Below are 16,410 nucleotides of genomic sequence, written 5' to 3'. Positions count from 1 at the left end.
ATGGCGCGACGTTTCACGGACGCGATCGGCCTGCTGAACGACCTGCTCGACCGCTTCGAGGCCGGCGCCGCAAGCCCAATCGCCCACCCCGACTATGCCGCTTTCTCGTCGGTAGTCGCGGCGGACGCTTTTCTGAAGCAGATCAGGATAGCCGAAAGTGCCGGCGCGGTGTCCATTGGCTGGGGCCGCGGTGCCAAACGAGACCAAGTGGCGCACGTGCGGTTGGCCTCAGCGGAGATCTTATACCGATATCTCGACCGCACCCCGGCGTCACGCATCGCGGAGGACGCCGCCGCGCGGCTTGTAGCCGGCGTGGCGCTGCACGAGTCCCTGAAGAACAGTGGCTCTCAAATCGCAGAGGTGTGGGCGCGGGGTAAGACGTGGCACGGATTCGGTTCGTCCGACGTCGACACGCTGCGCCACGCATTCGTTCTCGCGCAGGCGATCCTCGATAACAAGCATCTGGACGTCGACTACAAAACTTTCTCGCGACGTTCGGTGGGGCACAGCAAGATACTCGAGCACATCGAGGGTGCCGTGGTCCGGCTTTTGAGCGGCATAATGGACTTTCCGCCTGGCGCCCGCCCCCGCGAGGCACTGCGAGCGATCGGACTGGAGCGCTTCGCCCCGCCGCTGCTGATCGCGGGCAAGATCGACCTTGATGGAGCCGACCTGTCCGGTATCTCTCCGCGTTATCTCGGGATCAGTCCCAACGAAGCAGATCGCGTCCGCTTCCGGCAGCCGCCGGCCTACGTTCTGACGATTGAAAACTTCGCAAGCTTCAACCGGCACATTGCCGAGGCGGACCCGGGCCGATTAGGTACGACCATGTATGTAGGCGGCTACCCCTCGCTTGCCACCCAGCAGGCGCTGCGGACCATCGCAGGATTGGTGTCCGAACAGACGCCGATCTTTCATTGGTCGGACATCGATCCGGACGGCACCTGGATCTTCCACACCATCGAGCGCGCCGTCGATCGACCGATCCGTCCCCACCTCATGAGCGTCGAAGTCGCCGAGCGCTTGGGACAAGTGCCCTTCAAAAAATCGGCACCCGCTCGATGTCCACCGAACTCCGGTATCGCGGCTCTGGCAGCGTACCTGGCGGAAGATGGAGCCAAGACGCTCGAGCAGGAAGAACTCGATCCAGTCCTGCCAGAGCTTCATTAGAAAATGCGGCGGATCAACGCGGTGCCGATCCCGATGAGCTTGCTCGGTCGACGACCTCCGTCGGCCTTTGTGAACAACACCTGCGTTCCGCAGCGCGATCGCCATGAGTAGGGCGGCTCCTTGCCGTGCTTCGACACAACCCACCAATCAAAAATCGTGAGAGCATTCTCGCCGCCGCACGCAAAATCTTCTCTATTGACCGCAGTGAGCACTGCTGTGGACGTCGTGGTTGTGGCTTCGGATGTCTCATTCAAGACGTGGTTTGTTCAAACGCGACAACAGCACCGGAAAACCGACATCGTTTCTTCATAAAACGCTCCACGGCATTGGCATGCCGGTTGCTTGAACATGTGACCAACCACTTCTGACTATGATGCTCGTTCAGCATTCGGTCGAGGTGTTCAGATGAAACTTGCACGCTTGATCGGTGGCAGAGGTCTCCTGATGCGTTTTCCACACCATGCGGCTGCGCCGCGAACTCTGCCATCTTCGGATCGCGCTCCGGTTTTCGGGCAGAATCCGATTGTCTTGTAAAGGGCGCAGCGAATGGCGGTCCTCAACAAGATGGTTCAGGCCAACGTAAATGCGTTATACCTCAGGACCATGTTTGCGCCACTTTTGGCCCGGGCTCAAGTGCGGGCATCTGCGAGATGCCGAGCCTGGGTTGGTGGAGCTAAGCGGCGGCCTTCAATCGGTGCTTTGCAGCGGGCCAATGAGTTGATGCAGGACGATTGGGATCTCGAGAAAATACTCAGGCAACAGGACGAGCTCAAGGTCAAGCTGCTTCACGCTCAATCGGTTGTCGCCGAATGTAAGGCTGGATTGGCGGATCTGGAGCGACGGCTTGAGCATCGAGCGGTCTCACCGTCGATAGATGAATGCCAGCGCAACTCTGCGGCAATCAATTCAATACGTAAAAGACGACCGCGCACATCCTCAAGCGTCGATGATCCTGTTGATCAGAATGCTGGTGCGGCGTTTTCGAGTCAATCATGGGATCGCTGAAAGCTGCGCGCCGGACTTGGCGGCGAACGTTTTTGTCGCGGAGTTGGTGAAGATTTCGAGGCGCATAGGGTTGCGAGCCCGGCTGACGTACCGGACAACGGGGTGCAGCCCTGTCGAGAGGCTCGTCTTTTTGATTGCCCGCGGTGCGTTGGCCAGAGATGCACGCACATCCGGACGTAGCGCCGCGTCTTAGGCTAGAGCCTCCTGTTTTGGGGGCTGCTCACGTAGATGTTCTGAGGGAATGTCAAAGCTCTCCACCTTGAGCCAGCCAGTTCCGTTTTGTCCTTCTTAAGGTCTTTCAATTTACCGCCAGACGTGTCTGGAGCGCGAGGGGGCGCTTCAATGACACGATGGTCCGCTATGGCATGCGGGTCACGGGCGTGTGCTGACCGCGGGAGCCGACCATGTCTCATCCGACATTGCATGGAGGATGACGAGAACTCGCTGACTATGTTCGCAAATGATCACGATGCCATCCGAAAGAGGGCAGGCACGTCAGTCACCTAAATTCGTGAGACCCAAGAAAAGGGTTCCCGGCGAATGCGATCCGAGGCCGGCCGTAGCCTCGTCAGCTTCTGGAAAGCTTCTCCGAATACGGACTGACCCAGTGTCGTTGGTTGGGGAGGCTGGCATGGACTCGCACGATTTCGCCATATCCAATGCCGCACCTCCGCCAGAGGTACAGCACGGCGTTCCAGACGATCAAGCGAACCAGGCGGGAGCAGACGACTTTGAGCAGCAACTAGATGCGGCTCGCGCGGTCGATTCCGCTGACCTTGCCTGGCGCCGCGGCCGTAAACCGCCGCCGAATGTGTCGCGCGCGGATTTTGATTACATTCACGAGATGATGAGCGGCGTCAGTGCTCGCCGAAACCTGTCCCCGTTGACGGCCGAGAAGTATACTTTAATGCTTTACAAGGTGGCGAATTACTTCGGCGAACGCGGCCAGTCGCTCGAATCCAGTGATGATAATGCACTAAATCAGCTCTCTGACACCGTGTTCAGGGAGAATAAGCACGTAGGTATAGCTTTACGGGCGCTTCAAGAACAGCGCGGAGGTTCAACTGTAGTCAGGGTCAGGCGCGCGCGTGCTGCCACTTCGATGAGTACTGGCCGCACACGTGTTGCTCCAACTAAAGTTGATGCGCCGCTTATCGAAGGCGTCATAGACGAAGGTAGCAAGAGCAAGCACTGGGCGCCAGCTACCGTCCAGCATCATGACACCACCCTTCGCAAGCTGTCGAACAGTCTCGCCGAGCGCGGCGAGACGCTTGCCGGAACAAGCGATGAGGCGCTGTACGACTATGTTAAGGAAGCCTTCCCGAAGAACTGGAAGAGAATGACAGGTTCGCTCTGGGCGCTTCGCGAGCATCGAGCGGGCTTGGCCCGTTCGGAGCATGGGCCTTCCGCATCAGTCGGCCCTGACCAGGCCAAAAGCAGCGCCGCCGCCGGCTCGCCAAGGTTGGATGCATCCCGGAGGCGCTTTGGCGGCTCCTCGATGATGACGATGGCCACGAGCCGTCCGTCATGGCCGAGGATCCCGAACTTCTGAGGCAGGAACAGGAGCTTCGCGACCAAATCGACGGCGGGTGGGATGATCAATCCATCCTTCAGTCGGCTTCCACGGGTCGAGAGCAATTCATTTCGGATCCAGAGGATCTCACGGACCGCCCGGCGAAACGCAGGCGAGCACTGGAGAGCCAATCAGTGCATTCGCCGGTCTCCGTCGATCCAGGGGAGCTCACGTTGGACGCCCGGCAGTTTGCTCCCGCGGAGCCTTCCCAGTTCTTGGCTACTCAGTCTGCGCAGTTGGATCCGGATCCGCTGGCCGATGAGCTCGCAGCCCCGGCAGATCTAGACGCCTTTACTTTCGCGCCCCTGCCGCTTTCTCCGGGGGAGCTGTCGCGGCTGTTGGATATTGAACCCACGATGTCGCAGCCACATCGGCTCGCGCGGGAGGCCGCAGGCTCGCTAGATCCAGAAGCTTCTGTCATCGCTCCAGCGCCCCTTTCGCCTGGGGAGCTTTGGCGACTGCTGGGTGATGAATTCACACCACCGCTGCCGGATCGGCTATTCGATCAGCACTCCGGCTCGACAGATCCAAATCTTTTCAGTTCCGATTCCTTACCGCTTTCTGCGGGGGAGCTTGGTCGACTGATCGATGATGCGCCTGCACCGGGCGGAGTGGACCCGTCCATGGCCAATACCGCGGCACGGGAACTCGAGTACCTGCCATTCTCAACAGGCGAGCTCAGTGGACTGCTGGACCATGGGCCGGTGTCGTCCGACCTAGATCATCCGGTCGGCGATCTGCCGGTTAGGGCTAATCCAGATGCATTCACTATATTCAACGAGGGGCAGATGTCGCCAGGAGAGCTTCGGCGACTGCTTGAACATGAGCCGGCGTCCTCCGATCACGCGCCTCGCCGGTTGCCCAGCGATTATTAGAGGACACAAGCCATTGTCGCAGACGCTCCGAACTCGCTATTGCGACCACCTGACTTCCCGGAAAAGCCAACGCCGCATTTAGCTCGTATCGAGCGCGTCGCCCGCAAATCGGGACCAGTTGGGCACTCAATCAGTATGAGAACGCTGAGAATCTGTTTGGATTTTGGACTATCGTACAACGCTTCATCGTTTTCGCGCACAGGCAAGGTGCTACTGCGCGATCGCAAGATCCAGGCCTCTGCTGCGTCTTATAAATGTCATCTTGCGCGGGCCAGTGACGTGCGCGGCGGCTCCATCGGAGCCAGCACTCATTATCAGAACGGCACGCGGCAAGTAGCGTGACAAAGCACGAGCAGGTCGATGACAACGCGTTTTCGCAACTGGGCCCTATTGTCCATACTCGTCCCCATGATTGTCTGCCCCGCCGCAAAAGCGCAGGACCGCCGGACTATCGCCGAACCTGTTGCACCTCATACGGTCTGCGATCGCCCTGTGCCTTCCGGCAAGGACGATACAGTCAGCCTACAGGACGCCATCGAACATTGCCCCGCTGGCGCTGCAGTTTATCTCGGGCGCGGCGAGTTTCACTCAGGTCCACTCGAGATGAAATCGGGTGTGACCTTATGGATCGGACGCGGCGCCGCGCTGATCGCCATCCCCGAACCAGCTGCTTACGACAAGGGCCGGGGACAATGTGGTCGCATCATGGGCAAGGGCGACGGTTGCCGGCCATTCATCAGCTTTTCCAAAACACGTGGTGGGGGCATCTACGGCGAGGGCATCATCGATGGTCAGGGCGGCGCAATGGTGAGCGCCGGCGGCGAAACCTGGTGGCAGCTGGCCCGCCGCGCGCAAGCTGAGGGCGGCAACCAGAACGCCCCGCGCTTGATCCAGATCGATCATGCGCAGGACATCACGTTCTCTGGTATCACCTTGCGCAATGCCCCCAATTTCCATGTCGCGATGAACCGGGTCGAAGGTGCCACTTTCTGGGGCCTGACCATCGATTCACCGGCGGATGCGCGCAATACCGACGGCATCGACCCCGGCGCGAGCCAGGATGTGACCATCACCCACAGCTTCATCCGCACGGGAGACGACAACGTTGCCATCAAGGCCGGCGACAATGGCTCAAGCAGCCATATCTCCATCCTTGATAATTATTTCGGCTGGGGGCACGGCATGTCTATCGGCAGCGAGGTGAATTCCGGAGTTAGCGACATACTGGTGCGTAATCTGACGCTGGACGGTACGACGTCTGGCCTGCGCATCAAGAGCGATGTCAGTCGAGGCGGTCTGGTCGAGCGCGTGACTTATGAGAACGTGTGCCTGAGGGGAAACCGGTCGCCGATGTCGTTCGATGCAAAATATGATCCGCGCGCACAAGGCACGAGGATTCCGGTCTATCGGCAGATCGTTCTGCGCCATGTGCGTGGTGACAATGGTGTGCTGCTGATGCGCGGCGTAGACGAGCGGCATGCCCTCGACGTTGCACTCGAGGATGTCCGATTTGCTAATTCCGCGACTTGGCAACTGGAACACGCGAAGGTAACCGCAAGTGCCTCTGACGTATCGCCCCCGCTGCCGGGACGAGCCACCGAACCGCTGCCGCGCGGATCGGAAGCATGTGCCAGGGCATTCCGCGACGCACACCGCTAAGCACGACACCCGGCGCCGAACCCGGCTGGTGACTTGCGCATCGGCAGGCCTAAATCGCTCGTGTTGCAGAACCTCAGGCTCATGTCCGGTACTTCGTTGCGGGCCGCCGCCGGGTTTGCAGGAACGCACGAGAGTTACGTGGGGTTCTGGGCTGGCGAGGAAAATGTGTCTGATCATGCACAGCGGCCATCCCGGGGCGGTATCTCATATCGACTGCGTCGAACGTGCTGCGAGCGCAACGAAGAGTGAGATCACATGCGAATTCTCGTGCCTTCCGCTGCGCTTCTGGCCGTGTGTTTCTGCATCCCGGCAGCCTACGCTGAGCCACTATTCGTGTCGCATGCCGCAAATGCAGACTATCGCTCCGTGCAGCAAGCCATCGACGCCTTGCCAGCGGAAGGCGGAAATGTCCGGGTCGCGCCGGGCGTCTATCGCGAGAAGGTCAAAATCTCCAAATCCGGTGTTCATATGGAAGGGACTGGCAGGAAGCCGGAGGATACGGTCATTGTGTATGGGGACGGCGCGATCAATGTAGGAGGGACCGCTCGTTCGGCGACTCTGGATGCCGCTGGCGATGACTTGCGGATCGAGAATCTGACCATCCAGAACGACTACGCGCTCAATCCGGCCAATCCCCCCTCTCAGGCGGTAGCACTGTCCGTTACCGGAGACAGGGACGTCGTTACGCGCGTCCGCCTGCTCGGTGCCCAGGACACGCTGTTTGCCGGCAAGGGACCAAACGGCAGAATGTCACGACAATACTTCTCGAACTGCTACATCGAGGGGCATGTCGATTTCATATTTGGCAACGCCAAGGCCTGGTTCCGGCAATGTGAGTTGCACGGCCTCGCAAATCAAGCAGTCATCTATACCGCTCAGAGCAAGGCAGCGCCGGATGAGGACAGTGGGTATGTTTTTGATCATTGTAGGCTAACTGCCGACCCTGCTGCGGGCTATATCGCACTTGGCCGCCCTTGGCGGCCCTACGCCACAGTGGTCTTCCTCGCGGCGAAGATAGATGCCCCCGTGATCGCGGAAGGGTGGCGCGAATGGACGCCCGGCAAGACCAATACCTTGAGAACAAGCTATTATGCTGAATACAGATCCTTCGGCGTCGGGGCGAACCCCTCAGGCCGTGAGCCTCACTCCCATCAACTGACAGATGGTGAAGCTGCAAGATGGTCCCTGGGCGTGTTCTTCGGAGGCGCCACCGATTGGCTGCCGAGGGAACGATAAGGATGGAAGGCAAAGCAAGGGTGACGAGACGACGGCGATCGTGGGATGCATGACGGAGGAGTGCGGATATGAAGGCGGCGTGGGCTGTTGCCGATATCCCGCTGGGGGCCATATTTGTGGGTGACAAAAGCCTCACTGGACGGTTACGCCAGAGAAAAGCTCTGGATGTCTCCGCCCTCCACTTCCGATGAGCCGTTGAGGCCCGCTGAGATGTTCGGGCTAGCTCTAGCGCACCACGGTCTTCAGGTACTGGTAGGCCTTGATGATCTCGACAAGGCGATCCTCCGTGGAGCGGTCGCCGCCATTGGCATCAGGATGGTGCTGCTTGACCAACGCCTTGTACTTCGCCTTGATATCGCCGAGCGTCGCATTGGCATTTAGGCCCATCACCTGCAACGCTTTGCCCTCGGCATTGAAAATCTTGCGCGCTTCAGGCTTGACCTTCGCGCGGGGGTGGGCACCGGCGCGTCCGTTCAGCTCGAGGTGCGTGCAGAGGGCATGCCAGTCGTCCTCGAAATTGGCAGTGCTGCCGGTCATTTTGTGCGCGCTGATGTTCTCGCCTATCCTCCAAGTCGGACGATGGCCGGTCAGCGCGTCCTGCTGGTAACGCGCGACCGCTTCCGCGTCCATTCCCGAGAAGAAATTGTAGGACTGATTGTATTGGCGAACATGATCGATGCAGAAGTGCCAATAAGCGCGCACATTGTCGCGGCCCTTGGGCGCGGGATGGGTAGCCTTGTTCTGGCAGCCAGGCCATTCGCATAGCGGAGCGGGCTGGCGCTTCTGCGCTTCCTGCTTATTGATGCGAATGGAGTCGAAGATTTCGGATGTGTCGATCAACATAACCTGGCTCCCTTGGCGGAGCGGCAGTTAACAGAGCCGCTTCTATGCTAGAGACTTGGTGTACACGGCAAGTCGGGTCTGACTCGGCCTTCGCGTCTAGTTAGTGGCGTGATGTAGCGGGCCCTTCCCAGCAATTGACATGCCAGGACTTGCGAAGTTGATGCAGACCATCATCTCTTTGAGGTTTCAGATCGACTCAATCGAAATTTTCTGTCGAGTTCTGCACATGGAGGTCTTGAATGGGACGGGGTGAGTACTCTTTCGCCAAGCGAAGGCACTGCTCGGCCGGTATTCTGCGCAACGACGGAAGGCGAGTGACGTCTTCTGAATCGTCTATCGAAGCTTGGAAAGTCTTCCGTCTTGCGTAGCGAAACAGAAAGCGCTTTGCCCCGATTTGAAAGGCGTGGCGGAGCTGCTCGTCCGCGGATCAACGCAAGTCACAGCGTTTGCCCGCCGCTGACGAAGCACTCTGCTCACCAGCCTACCCAGCAAAGTCTAAGTCGGAGCGGGTGGATGCTGGCGCTGGCACGGCAGCCGGGATGACAGGAGGTGCGTGGAAAGGCGCTGCGAACCAGGAGATTGCTCGCAATGTGCAGCAGTCGGCAACTGGTACGACCGAGGTCGCTACCAATATCGCCGAAGTCAATCGAGGTGCGGACCAGGCGGGCACCGCGTCAACGCAAATGCTTGCCGTTGCCAGGCCCCCGGCTGAGGATAGCAACCGTCTGAAGCTGGAAGTGCAGAGAGTCCTGGCCACCGTAGTGGCGGATTAGCAAAGCTTTGACGCTCCTGAAGAAGCCCTGCTCGAGTCCGTGATGTCCCCTTACCTTGGTCGGATGTATTTTCCTCTGCGCCTCTTGGGCAGCGCGACTGACGAAGAAGAGCGCAAGAGGGCGCGAGATCAGCAGCTGCCGACAACAGGTACTCCACCTCATACAAAGCGCCGCCCTGCTTGAAACGGGGGCCCCCTGCGAATGGGATGATTGCCGCTTTTCGTCAGGTCGCAGTCAAAGCCAAATGGCGCGGTGCAGAACGTTCGCGGCAGCTCCGAACGTTGGTGAGGCGACATCTGTTACTTTGCGTCTGATGGCTCCAGCGGCATCGATCGCACGAAAGCGAACCTGCCGGAATGCGTCCAGGTCGCCATCAGCTCGGCTGGCCTTCACCTACAAGGGTGGCCAATCGATAGGCCTACAATAAAGTCCCCTGCGGTTGATCTCGGCAAGCAGACTGTCGGCGCGGTGCCTCGCCGGAATTCCAACAAGCCGTGTGCCCGCTGCCTCATCCGCCGCCACCTGATCACGAATGAACTCATACATCCGAATAATGAAATGGTCGGAAAGCTCTGTGAAATCCTCCTCCAGCCCCTTGGTGCTTAGTGTAAAATCCACCTGATTATACTCCAACTCGCCCAAACTATCCCTGCAAGCCAGGCGATCACTGCGATGGTGGCAACTCCAAGGAATCCAATAGGACCAGCTGATTGCCATTTCGCCGACGCTCGTCTGCATTCACGGTAAAGTCCCGGCTACCAAGCATTCTGGTCCTCTGCTCGTTTGCAAATATCATGCCTCGACAAACATCCCCGTCGTTAATCTCACTCCTCGATTCTTAAAGGTAGCTCGGCGATCTCCCCCGAACAAAGACAGTCAGTCCATTTCAACGATCTCAGCCGCGAGCTCTGCCGCCGCCCGCCGGCCGACCTCGGCCGTCCCCGAGAGTCTAGGTATGCTGTGAACGAGTAGCTGCCGCGCCCGCGTAAAAGCCCGAGCAGCAGCCCCTAACCATTTTGATAGTCGAAAATTAATCTCTTATCTGACTCCCGGTAAACGCGGATTCACACACGTTAAGCAGGCTTGGTCCACCCGCTCAGTTTCGCTGCTTCGAGCCTGCCGATTGCGGCCGCGCGACTGGAATGGAACTCCGATCGATCCCGGACGTTCATTGCCCCCCAACGACCAGCGGCGGGTACTATTGTGAGTTGCTGGCGAAGCCTACCCGTCGCCGGTCCCGTCTCGGATCCCGGGGCTTCACCACCCTCCCAGTGGCGCCCCTTGAGTTGAAGGCGCCTTTCGGGAGCCGCTCTCAGCGTCATATCGACGAGGACGATCGTAAAGCCAGCACACGCAACCGCCTGAACTCGAATACAAGATTTTCGGCCATTGCAGGCAGAATTCGGATTCCCAGTCAGTCGAGAGTGATGGGCGGTCGTGTCGCCCGTGACGGGCGAGCCTTTCCGAGATGCTGGCAGATCTCGGCGACCAGGACAGTCGCCGTCTTTTGATTCGATCTGCTCTGGTTCAATGGCACGGATCTTGGTCCGGAGCCGCAGCTGAAGCGCGGCGGCTACTGAAGGATTGACCGGCATAGGCTGGAAAATCCTATGCTCTACGCGAGCTTCATGAAGGCGGCGCGCAGCCCCTATTTGCTGCCGCCAGCAGGCTCGACTACGAAGGTGTCCTTCAAAAGCGGGTACATCGCCCGCAACCGGCCTCGGCGCGCTTAGTCCCGGCAAGCACGAAGGCTCGGAGCTTGTCTCATGGGGAAGGTATCACGGGCGGAAATCGCGTAGCGCCAGCCAAGAACGCTAAGCCAATGGAGACTGGGGGCGTAAGCTCAATGAGTAACTTGAGTATGCAGCTCAAAGTCCAAGTCGACGTCGGTTGAACCAACATTTGTTGCACCTTCCGAAGGATTGATGCATGCGAGCTCGCTCATAGGTTTGAGCCGAAAATAAACATATGTTCCTGCACCGCGCAGCATGAGGGCGTACGATCGTTGCAATGGTAGAGGGAGGTCGCAATGGGATTGAAGCGCAGGCGGTTCAAGCAAACAGAGTCTCTGGAAACGAGATTGACGCAATTCGCACAGGATATGCGAGATCAAGCGGAGCGAAAGCCTTCAGGTGATGAACGCCGCGCCTTGCTGAAGCGCGCTCACAATGCCGATCAAGCCATTGATTTGGAGCGGCAGCTTCGCGAGCGCTAGGAGAGCGTCGGGGAGCCGACCGACGGATCGCGCGCATGTCAACTTTCCGAGATTCTCCAATCCTTCCGATCCAGCCTCGGTTGCGGATTTCGTAATCCAGAGTCTCGTCGGCCTAGAGGAGAGAAGGGCTTCGTTCATTGAATCTTGGTCTCGACAAGAGACGATCAGAGCTGCCCGCCTGGCATACAGCGGCGAGCTGAGACAACGATCTGGGTTGAGGATGACCTGGGAGTGACCCGGGCCGGAATCTGCTCTAACACGGCAAAGCCCGGTTCATAAGGTGAGGCCGTGTTCATTGAGCACCTTATCTCGGAGAGCGCCCTTGATCTCACGAGCGATTTCCCTACGCACTGCGGCACCCAACTCTAGCTTTGCATCCTCCACAAGGTCAGCTTCGACCCCGACCAAACCTTTGTCGGTGAGCTGTTGCTGCAGCCGGCGTTCGAACTCCGTCCCCATTGCGGCAAGGAGCTGGTCGTGCGCCGTGGCGTGGTCTTCGGGTGCGATGTTACTCACGACGTCGTCCCAAGGTTGCCAGTCCACGGCCAAATAGTCGGGGAATTCCGCCGCCTCTCGGTTCCGCACGGATGTCTCTGCACTGTCGACGTCAGCGTCGGTCACACCGGAAACCGCAAAGAAGCGCATGTTGGGGGCGACGTGTTGCAGCCCCAGCCGCTCGCGAAGCTTATTTTGATAAGCAAGAAGGACCTCAATGGCGTCGATGTCTTCGACGTTGTTGCCCGAGCCTAACGCGTGAACCCTCTCGCGCGCAATTCTCTCCAGCGCGTCCAGGCGGAACATGACCCGCCCCAGATCGATGAGATCGGGAAGCCGGGCCTTGTTGTTATAGGCGCCGTTCTCGACCTCTGCGATGAGGCGTGCGGTCTGCATGCCGTTCCACGTCAAAGTTCTGCGATCCTCGCAGCTCTCGTTGGCGTCCAGGGCCAGTTGGAAGTAGCGCTTGCGCAATTCCGGGTTTTGCGCCACTTGGCGCAGATCATTGGCCACCGACTGCCGGAATTCTTCGTTGCCAGAGTTCACGGAGTCGAACAGTTTGCCAAGGAAGAGCGCGTATTCTCGCGCGCCCGGCTCTTCAGCAACGCTCTGCCAAGCGTCCAGCACCTCTCGATCACCCTCCTGTGGATGGCCTCGGAGCCAGTCTGCGACCGTTTCAATGAGAGCGTCGGCCTGTTCATCGTCTGTTTCGGACAATTCACTTTCGTCATTGCGGGAATGGTAGACGGTCGGACCGGCATAGCCCTCGGCGTGTAGAGCTGCATCCAGATTCGTGAGCACCTGTTCGGGCAGAGGATTGTCGGTCAGAACTATGCTGCCAGGAGCCGTCAATTGCGTCAGCAGGTCGTCCGGTAGGCTCGTCAATTGGTTTTGGCCGACGTCGAGAAAGTCCAGCGAAGCAGGCAGGTGCCGCGGCAGACGCGTCAGTTGGTTTTCGCTGACGTCGATAAACTGGAGGGCGGCCGGAAGGGCCTCCGGTAGATTGGTCAACTGATTGTGGCTGGCGCGGAGAAACTGCAGGGAAGGAGGCAGCACCTCGGGCAGTTCCTGCAACTGATTGTGGCTGAGGTCGAGAAGCTCGAGCTCAGCAGGTAGGGCCCCAGGCAGGCTCCTCAGCCGGTTGGAGCTCGCGTCGAGGCCTCTGAGCTCGGTCGGAAGTGCGGGCAGACTGGTCAGCTGATTACCCCTAACGTCAAGACGCCGGAGCGAAGCGGGCAGACTATCGGGCAGAGTGGTCAGCCGATTGAAGGGCACATCAAGCACAACGACAGCGCTCGGAAGTCTTGGCAGGCTTGTAAGGGACAGCGATTCAAGATCAAGTGTCATGGCCTCACCGAGGGCATTCACTCGGCGCACCGCTTCGTCCCGATCCTCGAGCGGGCCTACCTCCGGTTCGGCAGCCCAATTCTCAAGCACGTCGCGTTCATCGTCCTCCGGGTGGGCAGAATCTCTGGAGTTCGCTGCGTGCCCTGTCACCACCGCGTTCCACTGCGCCGCCGCCCCATTTTCCGCGCCCTCCTGTCCGGAAGATGCAGAGGGGATGTCATCGCCGCGCCGAATCTGCCCTGTCTCAAAAGGATCCATCCTCCCCTCCTTACGAAACTGAGTAGACTCAGCCCATGGTGACATGCTCCAGCACCTAAGAGACTTAGCTTTCGATAAGCTGACAAACTATCACCGCAAGGTGGTAACGATGGCATCGAAGCCGGCATGACTGTCGGTACGACGATTTTAAACAGTGGCTCGATCTCGGCCGCGGGTAGTTATTTCCAGCCGACACGTTTGTGCGGATCGCAACGCGGTAGCGGCTTCAGTCTAGGGTCCCAGAGCCGCGATGGTGCTTTATCTCAACGGCGGCCAGCGCACTCTGTTCGGCCGAGCAGCTGGAAACGAAGGGCGGCAGGCGGTCCGAGCGGCCAAGTTCGCGGTGCCCCTCTCAGACGCCGTGCCAGTCGGTGTCGAGCTGATCTTTACGAAGCTTGACCGTTCAGCCGCAAGCTGGCTCGCCTCGCTCATCAGTGGCAAACTGAGCAACTCTGAGGTTCTGCAGCGACACTCGTCAGCTGATCGACAGGTAGGCCTGCTAACGGCAGAAAACGCTACCCCGTTGACTGTCCTGCCGGACTTATCTGGTCAACGAAAGGCAGCAAGCTCACAGCAGTATCGATCGATTTGCCGCGCTCGGGCTCGTGCGAAGCTGTCCCCACTTAAGTCGGGGGGGTCGCAGTGCACGTGCACCGGCTCTCGAATGATCATTGCAGCCACCTGCTTCGCGAGCTTGAGAAGCAGGGGTATCTTTGTTCTGACGATGGAGAAATTGATGAACACGGGACAGGCACAGTGGAGTGCAGGTTCTTCCTCGGCCCCTTCTGAAGACGCGGACCAGGAAAGCTACCTCGGCGGCTTCAATCGTGCCCTGGCGAATTTGGTCGAAACCTTGACTGGGTATCGGACCCCAGCCTCCGCGCGCGCGCAGATTTTGGACAATTGGGTTGCCGAAGAGGGGCAGGGCGAAGCCGAGAATAGGCGACAGGGCCGCACACGAATCAGGAATTCGGAAAACACAGGCTCGCGCTCGCTGGATTTGTCTTCGCTCGCACTCACCGCTCTGCCCGCCGCTCTGCCGCCAAGGTTGCTGGAGCTGCGCGCCAGGCACAACGCGCTAAGCAGGCTGCCTGCCATGTTCCCACCCGGTCTCCAGCATCTTCTCATTAGCCATAATCGCTTGACCAGTTTGCCGGACAATCTTCCGGCGACGATCTCTGAGCTGGAGGTCGCTGACAACAGCTTGACCAGTCTGCCGGCTAACCTCCCGGCCGGGCTCGAGATCCTGAACGCAAACGACAACCGGCTATCCAGCCTGCCGCGCGCTCTCCCGAGCGGGCTCACCTCGCTTGCGGTCAGTGGCAATCAGTTGACTGACCTCCCGGAGTCCTTGCCCTCGTGGCTCATTGAACTCAATGTCAGCGGCAATCAACTGGCCAACCTCCCCGACCCTCTTCCGAGCACGCTCCAATCACTCAATGTCAGCGGTAACCAGCTGACCAGCCTGCCTGAAGGTCTTTTAGATGCTCTTGTGCCGAATAATAGCCTCTACTACCCGCATCTGGAGAGCCTCGAATTGGGCGATAACGCGCTGCCGGACGACATCCTCGCTCATCTGGCGGCGGCTGAAGCGCCACCGCAGCTTACACAGCAATCTCTGCATGAGGCCGCCGCACACTGGCTCGCAGACGACCCGACCACGCTGGCCGAATGGCAGCACTTTGCGGATGAGCCCGGCGCCCAAGACTACGCACAGTTCCTGGAGAGGCTGCGAGGCACCGTGAATTACGGCTATGACGAGTTTCGGCAGGCAGTGGCTAATGATCTGCGGCATGCGGCCGCCAATCCGACGTTGCGCGAGCAGTTCTTTGCGCAGGCTTCCGAAGCCAACACGAGCTGCGAGGATCGCGTCACCTTGCACTGGAATGGTATGCAGACCGCGCGCATCAACGCTGACGTCAAGGACGGGGTATATGACGACCGCCTGGGCGAACTGATCCAGCGCGGCCGCGTCGCCTTCCGCTTGGAGGCGTTGGACGAGATCGCGCGCGACAGGATCAACTCGCTCGCCAGCGGCAACCCGAACGTAGACGACATCGAAGTCTACCTGGCCTATCAACATCGGCTGCGCGAGCCGCTGGAGCTCAGCCATCTCGCCCCTGACATGCGCTTCCTGGCGGTCGCTCACGTAGGCGAGGATGATGCGACGCAGGCGCTCAACCTGATCCGGGAGCGGGAAGCAAGCCAGTTTACCAACTACATGGCTAGCCTCTGGCAACCCTGGGATACGGTGCTGAAGCGCATCGCTCCAGACGAACATGCAGCGATGGGAGACCGGGTGGTCGAAGCCATGGACGAGGAGTTTCAAACCCGCTTGGGTCAGCGACTGGCCGAGCATGGTCTTCTAGACGATCCAGATGCCGAGCGGGTGCTCGGAGCCCAAGTCCGAAACGAGATCGCTGGCGAGATCAAAGGTGAGGTCATGCACCGTGTGCTCACAGAGCGTGGCCTGGAACTATAAAGGCTCGCAAATCGCCGCAGAGATATCTATCATTGCTCTGCGGCGGTAAAGGACATTAGCCCCGCCCATCGCTGCCAACTCTTGGCATCTTGGAACGTGCGCTGCCGTCGATCAGGGCCGGTCGGTCTTGCCGAGCGACGAAAATTCCTGCGCGCCAGGCGAGGGCCTATCTGCGTCCCGTCCAAAGCCGCTTCGGAACGAGAGCTCCCTGGGGTCGAAAAGTTGTTGAGGAAACCAAGGCGCGCAGGGGGGAAATCCTCGATTGCGGAGGCGCTGCCGCAGCCGTCAGGTTGACGAGGCAGCTATCTGTTCGGGCCGTGATGCTTGTGTTCGACGCACGATCGACAGGCGATCCATTGTCAGGTCGGTCGATGAATTTCGCCGCTCGAACTGGAGGCGGGAAGAGGTGCGGCGAAATTGGAGCGATCCCGTCAGCTTTTCGAAAGGTTGCGGCTACAACAATCGAGAATCTGGTTCTT

The 16,410-nt window shown here is 59.4% G+C and carries 12 protein-coding genes; 7 read left to right on the top strand and 5 right to left on the bottom strand.

Translation table 11 applies throughout. The features are described from left to right. Complete coding sequence (locus tag BRAD3257_RS32145) at positions 1-1,170, top strand: Wadjet anti-phage system protein JetD domain-containing protein (RefSeq protein WP_122405219.1); 1,170 nt, start codon at positions 1-3, stop codon at positions 1,168-1,170. Between the two features lie 250 nt (positions 1,171-1,420). Here the strand turns inward: BRAD3257_RS32145 and BRAD3257_RS39460 are convergent, their stop codons facing one another. Both BRAD3257_RS39460 and BRAD3257_RS40145 read right to left on the bottom strand, forming a co-directional pair. Continuing rightward, positions 1,421-1,657 (bottom strand): hypothetical protein, encoded by a 237-nt coding sequence (locus BRAD3257_RS39460; protein ID WP_145987065.1) that lies wholly within the window; start codon positions 1,655-1,657, stop codon positions 1,421-1,423. Positions 1,658-1,857: 200 nt separating this feature from the next. After that, the gene (locus BRAD3257_RS40145) at positions 1,858-2,022 is read right to left on the bottom strand and encodes a hypothetical protein (protein ID WP_162500427.1); all 165 of its coding nucleotides are present in this window, start codon (positions 2,020-2,022) and stop codon (positions 1,858-1,860) included. A gap of 784 nt (positions 2,023-2,806) precedes the next feature. Between BRAD3257_RS40145 and BRAD3257_RS32130 the strand changes: the two genes are divergently transcribed. From BRAD3257_RS32130 to BRAD3257_RS32115, 4 genes are all read left to right on the top strand, one after another. After that, the gene (locus BRAD3257_RS32130) at positions 2,807-3,727 is read left to right on the top strand and encodes a hypothetical protein (protein WP_145987064.1); all 921 of its coding nucleotides are present in this window, start codon (positions 2,807-2,809) and stop codon (positions 3,725-3,727) included. After that, the gene (locus BRAD3257_RS32125; protein WP_122405216.1) at positions 3,703-4,623 is read left to right on the top strand and encodes a hypothetical protein; all 921 of its coding nucleotides are present in this window, start codon (positions 3,703-3,705) and stop codon (positions 4,621-4,623) included. Before BRAD3257_RS32130 ends, BRAD3257_RS32125 begins: the two co-directional genes overlap by 25 nt. Before the next feature lie 360 nt (positions 4,624-4,983). After that, the gene (locus BRAD3257_RS32120) at positions 4,984-6,282 is read left to right on the top strand and encodes a glycoside hydrolase family 28 protein (protein ID WP_122405215.1); all 1,299 of its coding nucleotides are present in this window, start codon (positions 4,984-4,986) and stop codon (positions 6,280-6,282) included. 255 nt (positions 6,283-6,537) lie between these two features. Next, positions 6,538-7,518 carry a pectinesterase family protein gene (locus BRAD3257_RS32115; protein WP_122405214.1) on the top strand — a complete coding sequence of 327 codons (981 nt, stop codon included), beginning with the start codon at positions 6,538-6,540 and terminating at the stop codon, positions 7,516-7,518. 225 nt (positions 7,519-7,743) lie between these two features. Here BRAD3257_RS32115 and BRAD3257_RS32110 read toward each other — a convergent pair whose 3' ends face one another. Together BRAD3257_RS32110 and BRAD3257_RS32100 are read right to left on the bottom strand one after the other, a co-directional pair. Continuing rightward, positions 7,744-8,361, bottom strand: a complete 618-nt coding sequence (locus BRAD3257_RS32110) for a J domain-containing protein (RefSeq protein ID WP_122405213.1) — start codon at positions 8,359-8,361, stop codon at positions 7,744-7,746. Positions 8,362-9,527: 1,166 nt separating this feature from the next. Further along, a complete protein-coding gene (locus tag BRAD3257_RS32100) occupies positions 9,528-9,872 on the bottom strand; it encodes a hypothetical protein (protein ID WP_122405211.1) in 345 nt (114 codons plus the stop codon). A 1,291-nt stretch (positions 9,873-11,163) separates the two neighbouring features. Between BRAD3257_RS32100 and BRAD3257_RS32095 the strand changes: the two genes are divergently transcribed. Beyond that, on the top strand, positions 11,164-11,349 hold the full coding sequence (locus BRAD3257_RS32095) for a hypothetical protein (RefSeq protein ID WP_122405210.1): 186 nt from the start codon (positions 11,164-11,166) through the stop codon (positions 11,347-11,349). A 273-nt stretch (positions 11,350-11,622) separates the two neighbouring features. Here BRAD3257_RS32095 and BRAD3257_RS32090 read toward each other — a convergent pair whose 3' ends face one another. Then, positions 11,623-13,449: an NEL-type E3 ubiquitin ligase domain-containing protein gene (locus tag BRAD3257_RS32090; RefSeq protein ID WP_122405209.1), complete on the bottom strand. Its 1,827-nt coding sequence runs from the start codon at positions 13,447-13,449 to the stop codon at positions 11,623-11,625. Positions 13,450-14,185: 736 nt separating this feature from the next. Between BRAD3257_RS32090 and nopM the strand changes: the two genes are divergently transcribed. Continuing rightward, positions 14,186-15,931, top strand: a complete 1,746-nt coding sequence (gene nopM / locus BRAD3257_RS32085; RefSeq protein WP_174221602.1) for a T3SS effector NEL-type E3 ubiquitin ligase NopM — start codon at positions 14,186-14,188, stop codon at positions 15,929-15,931. The last annotated feature ends 479 nt before the right edge of the window (positions 15,932-16,410 follow it).

The sequence above is a fragment of the Bradyrhizobium vignae genome (genome assembly GCF_900324035.1).
GTDB lineage: Bacteria > Pseudomonadota > Alphaproteobacteria > Rhizobiales > Xanthobacteraceae > Bradyrhizobium > Bradyrhizobium vignae.
Note: the sequence above shows the minus strand (reverse complement) of the source record. Positions and strands in the feature narration are given on the sequence as shown.

Coding starts and splice junctions, on each gene's coding strand:
- BRAD3257_RS40145 (WP_162500427.1), bottom strand. CDS start 2,022: ATGCTCAAGCCGTCGCTCCAGATCCGCCAATCCAGCCTTACATTCGGC.
- BRAD3257_RS32130 (WP_145987064.1), top strand. CDS start 2,807: ATGGACTCGCACGATTTCGCCATATCCAATGCCGCACCTCCGCCAGAG.
- BRAD3257_RS39460 (WP_145987065.1), bottom strand. CDS start 1,657: ATGGCAGAGTTCGCGGCGCAGCCGCATGGTGTGGAAAACGCATCAGGA.
- BRAD3257_RS32115 (WP_122405214.1), top strand. CDS start 6,538: ATGCGAATTCTCGTGCCTTCCGCTGCGCTTCTGGCCGTGTGTTTCTGC.
- BRAD3257_RS32090 (WP_122405209.1), bottom strand. CDS start 13,449: ATGGATCCTTTTGAGACAGGGCAGATTCGGCGCGGCGATGACATCCCC.
- BRAD3257_RS32100 (WP_122405211.1), bottom strand. CDS start 9,872: ATGCAGACGAGCGTCGGCGAAATGGCAATCAGCTGGTCCTATTGGATT.
- BRAD3257_RS32125 (WP_122405216.1), top strand. CDS start 3,703: ATGGCCGAGGATCCCGAACTTCTGAGGCAGGAACAGGAGCTTCGCGAC.
- BRAD3257_RS32145 (WP_122405219.1), top strand. CDS start 1: ATGGCGCGACGTTTCACGGACGCGATCGGCCTGCTGAACGACCTGCTC.
- BRAD3257_RS32120 (WP_122405215.1), top strand. CDS start 4,984: ATGACAACGCGTTTTCGCAACTGGGCCCTATTGTCCATACTCGTCCCC.
- nopM (WP_174221602.1), top strand. CDS start 14,186: ATGAACACGGGACAGGCACAGTGGAGTGCAGGTTCTTCCTCGGCCCCT.
- BRAD3257_RS32110 (WP_122405213.1), bottom strand. CDS start 8,361: ATGTTGATCGACACATCCGAAATCTTCGACTCCATTCGCATCAATAAG.
- BRAD3257_RS32095 (WP_122405210.1), top strand. CDS start 11,164: ATGGGATTGAAGCGCAGGCGGTTCAAGCAAACAGAGTCTCTGGAAACG.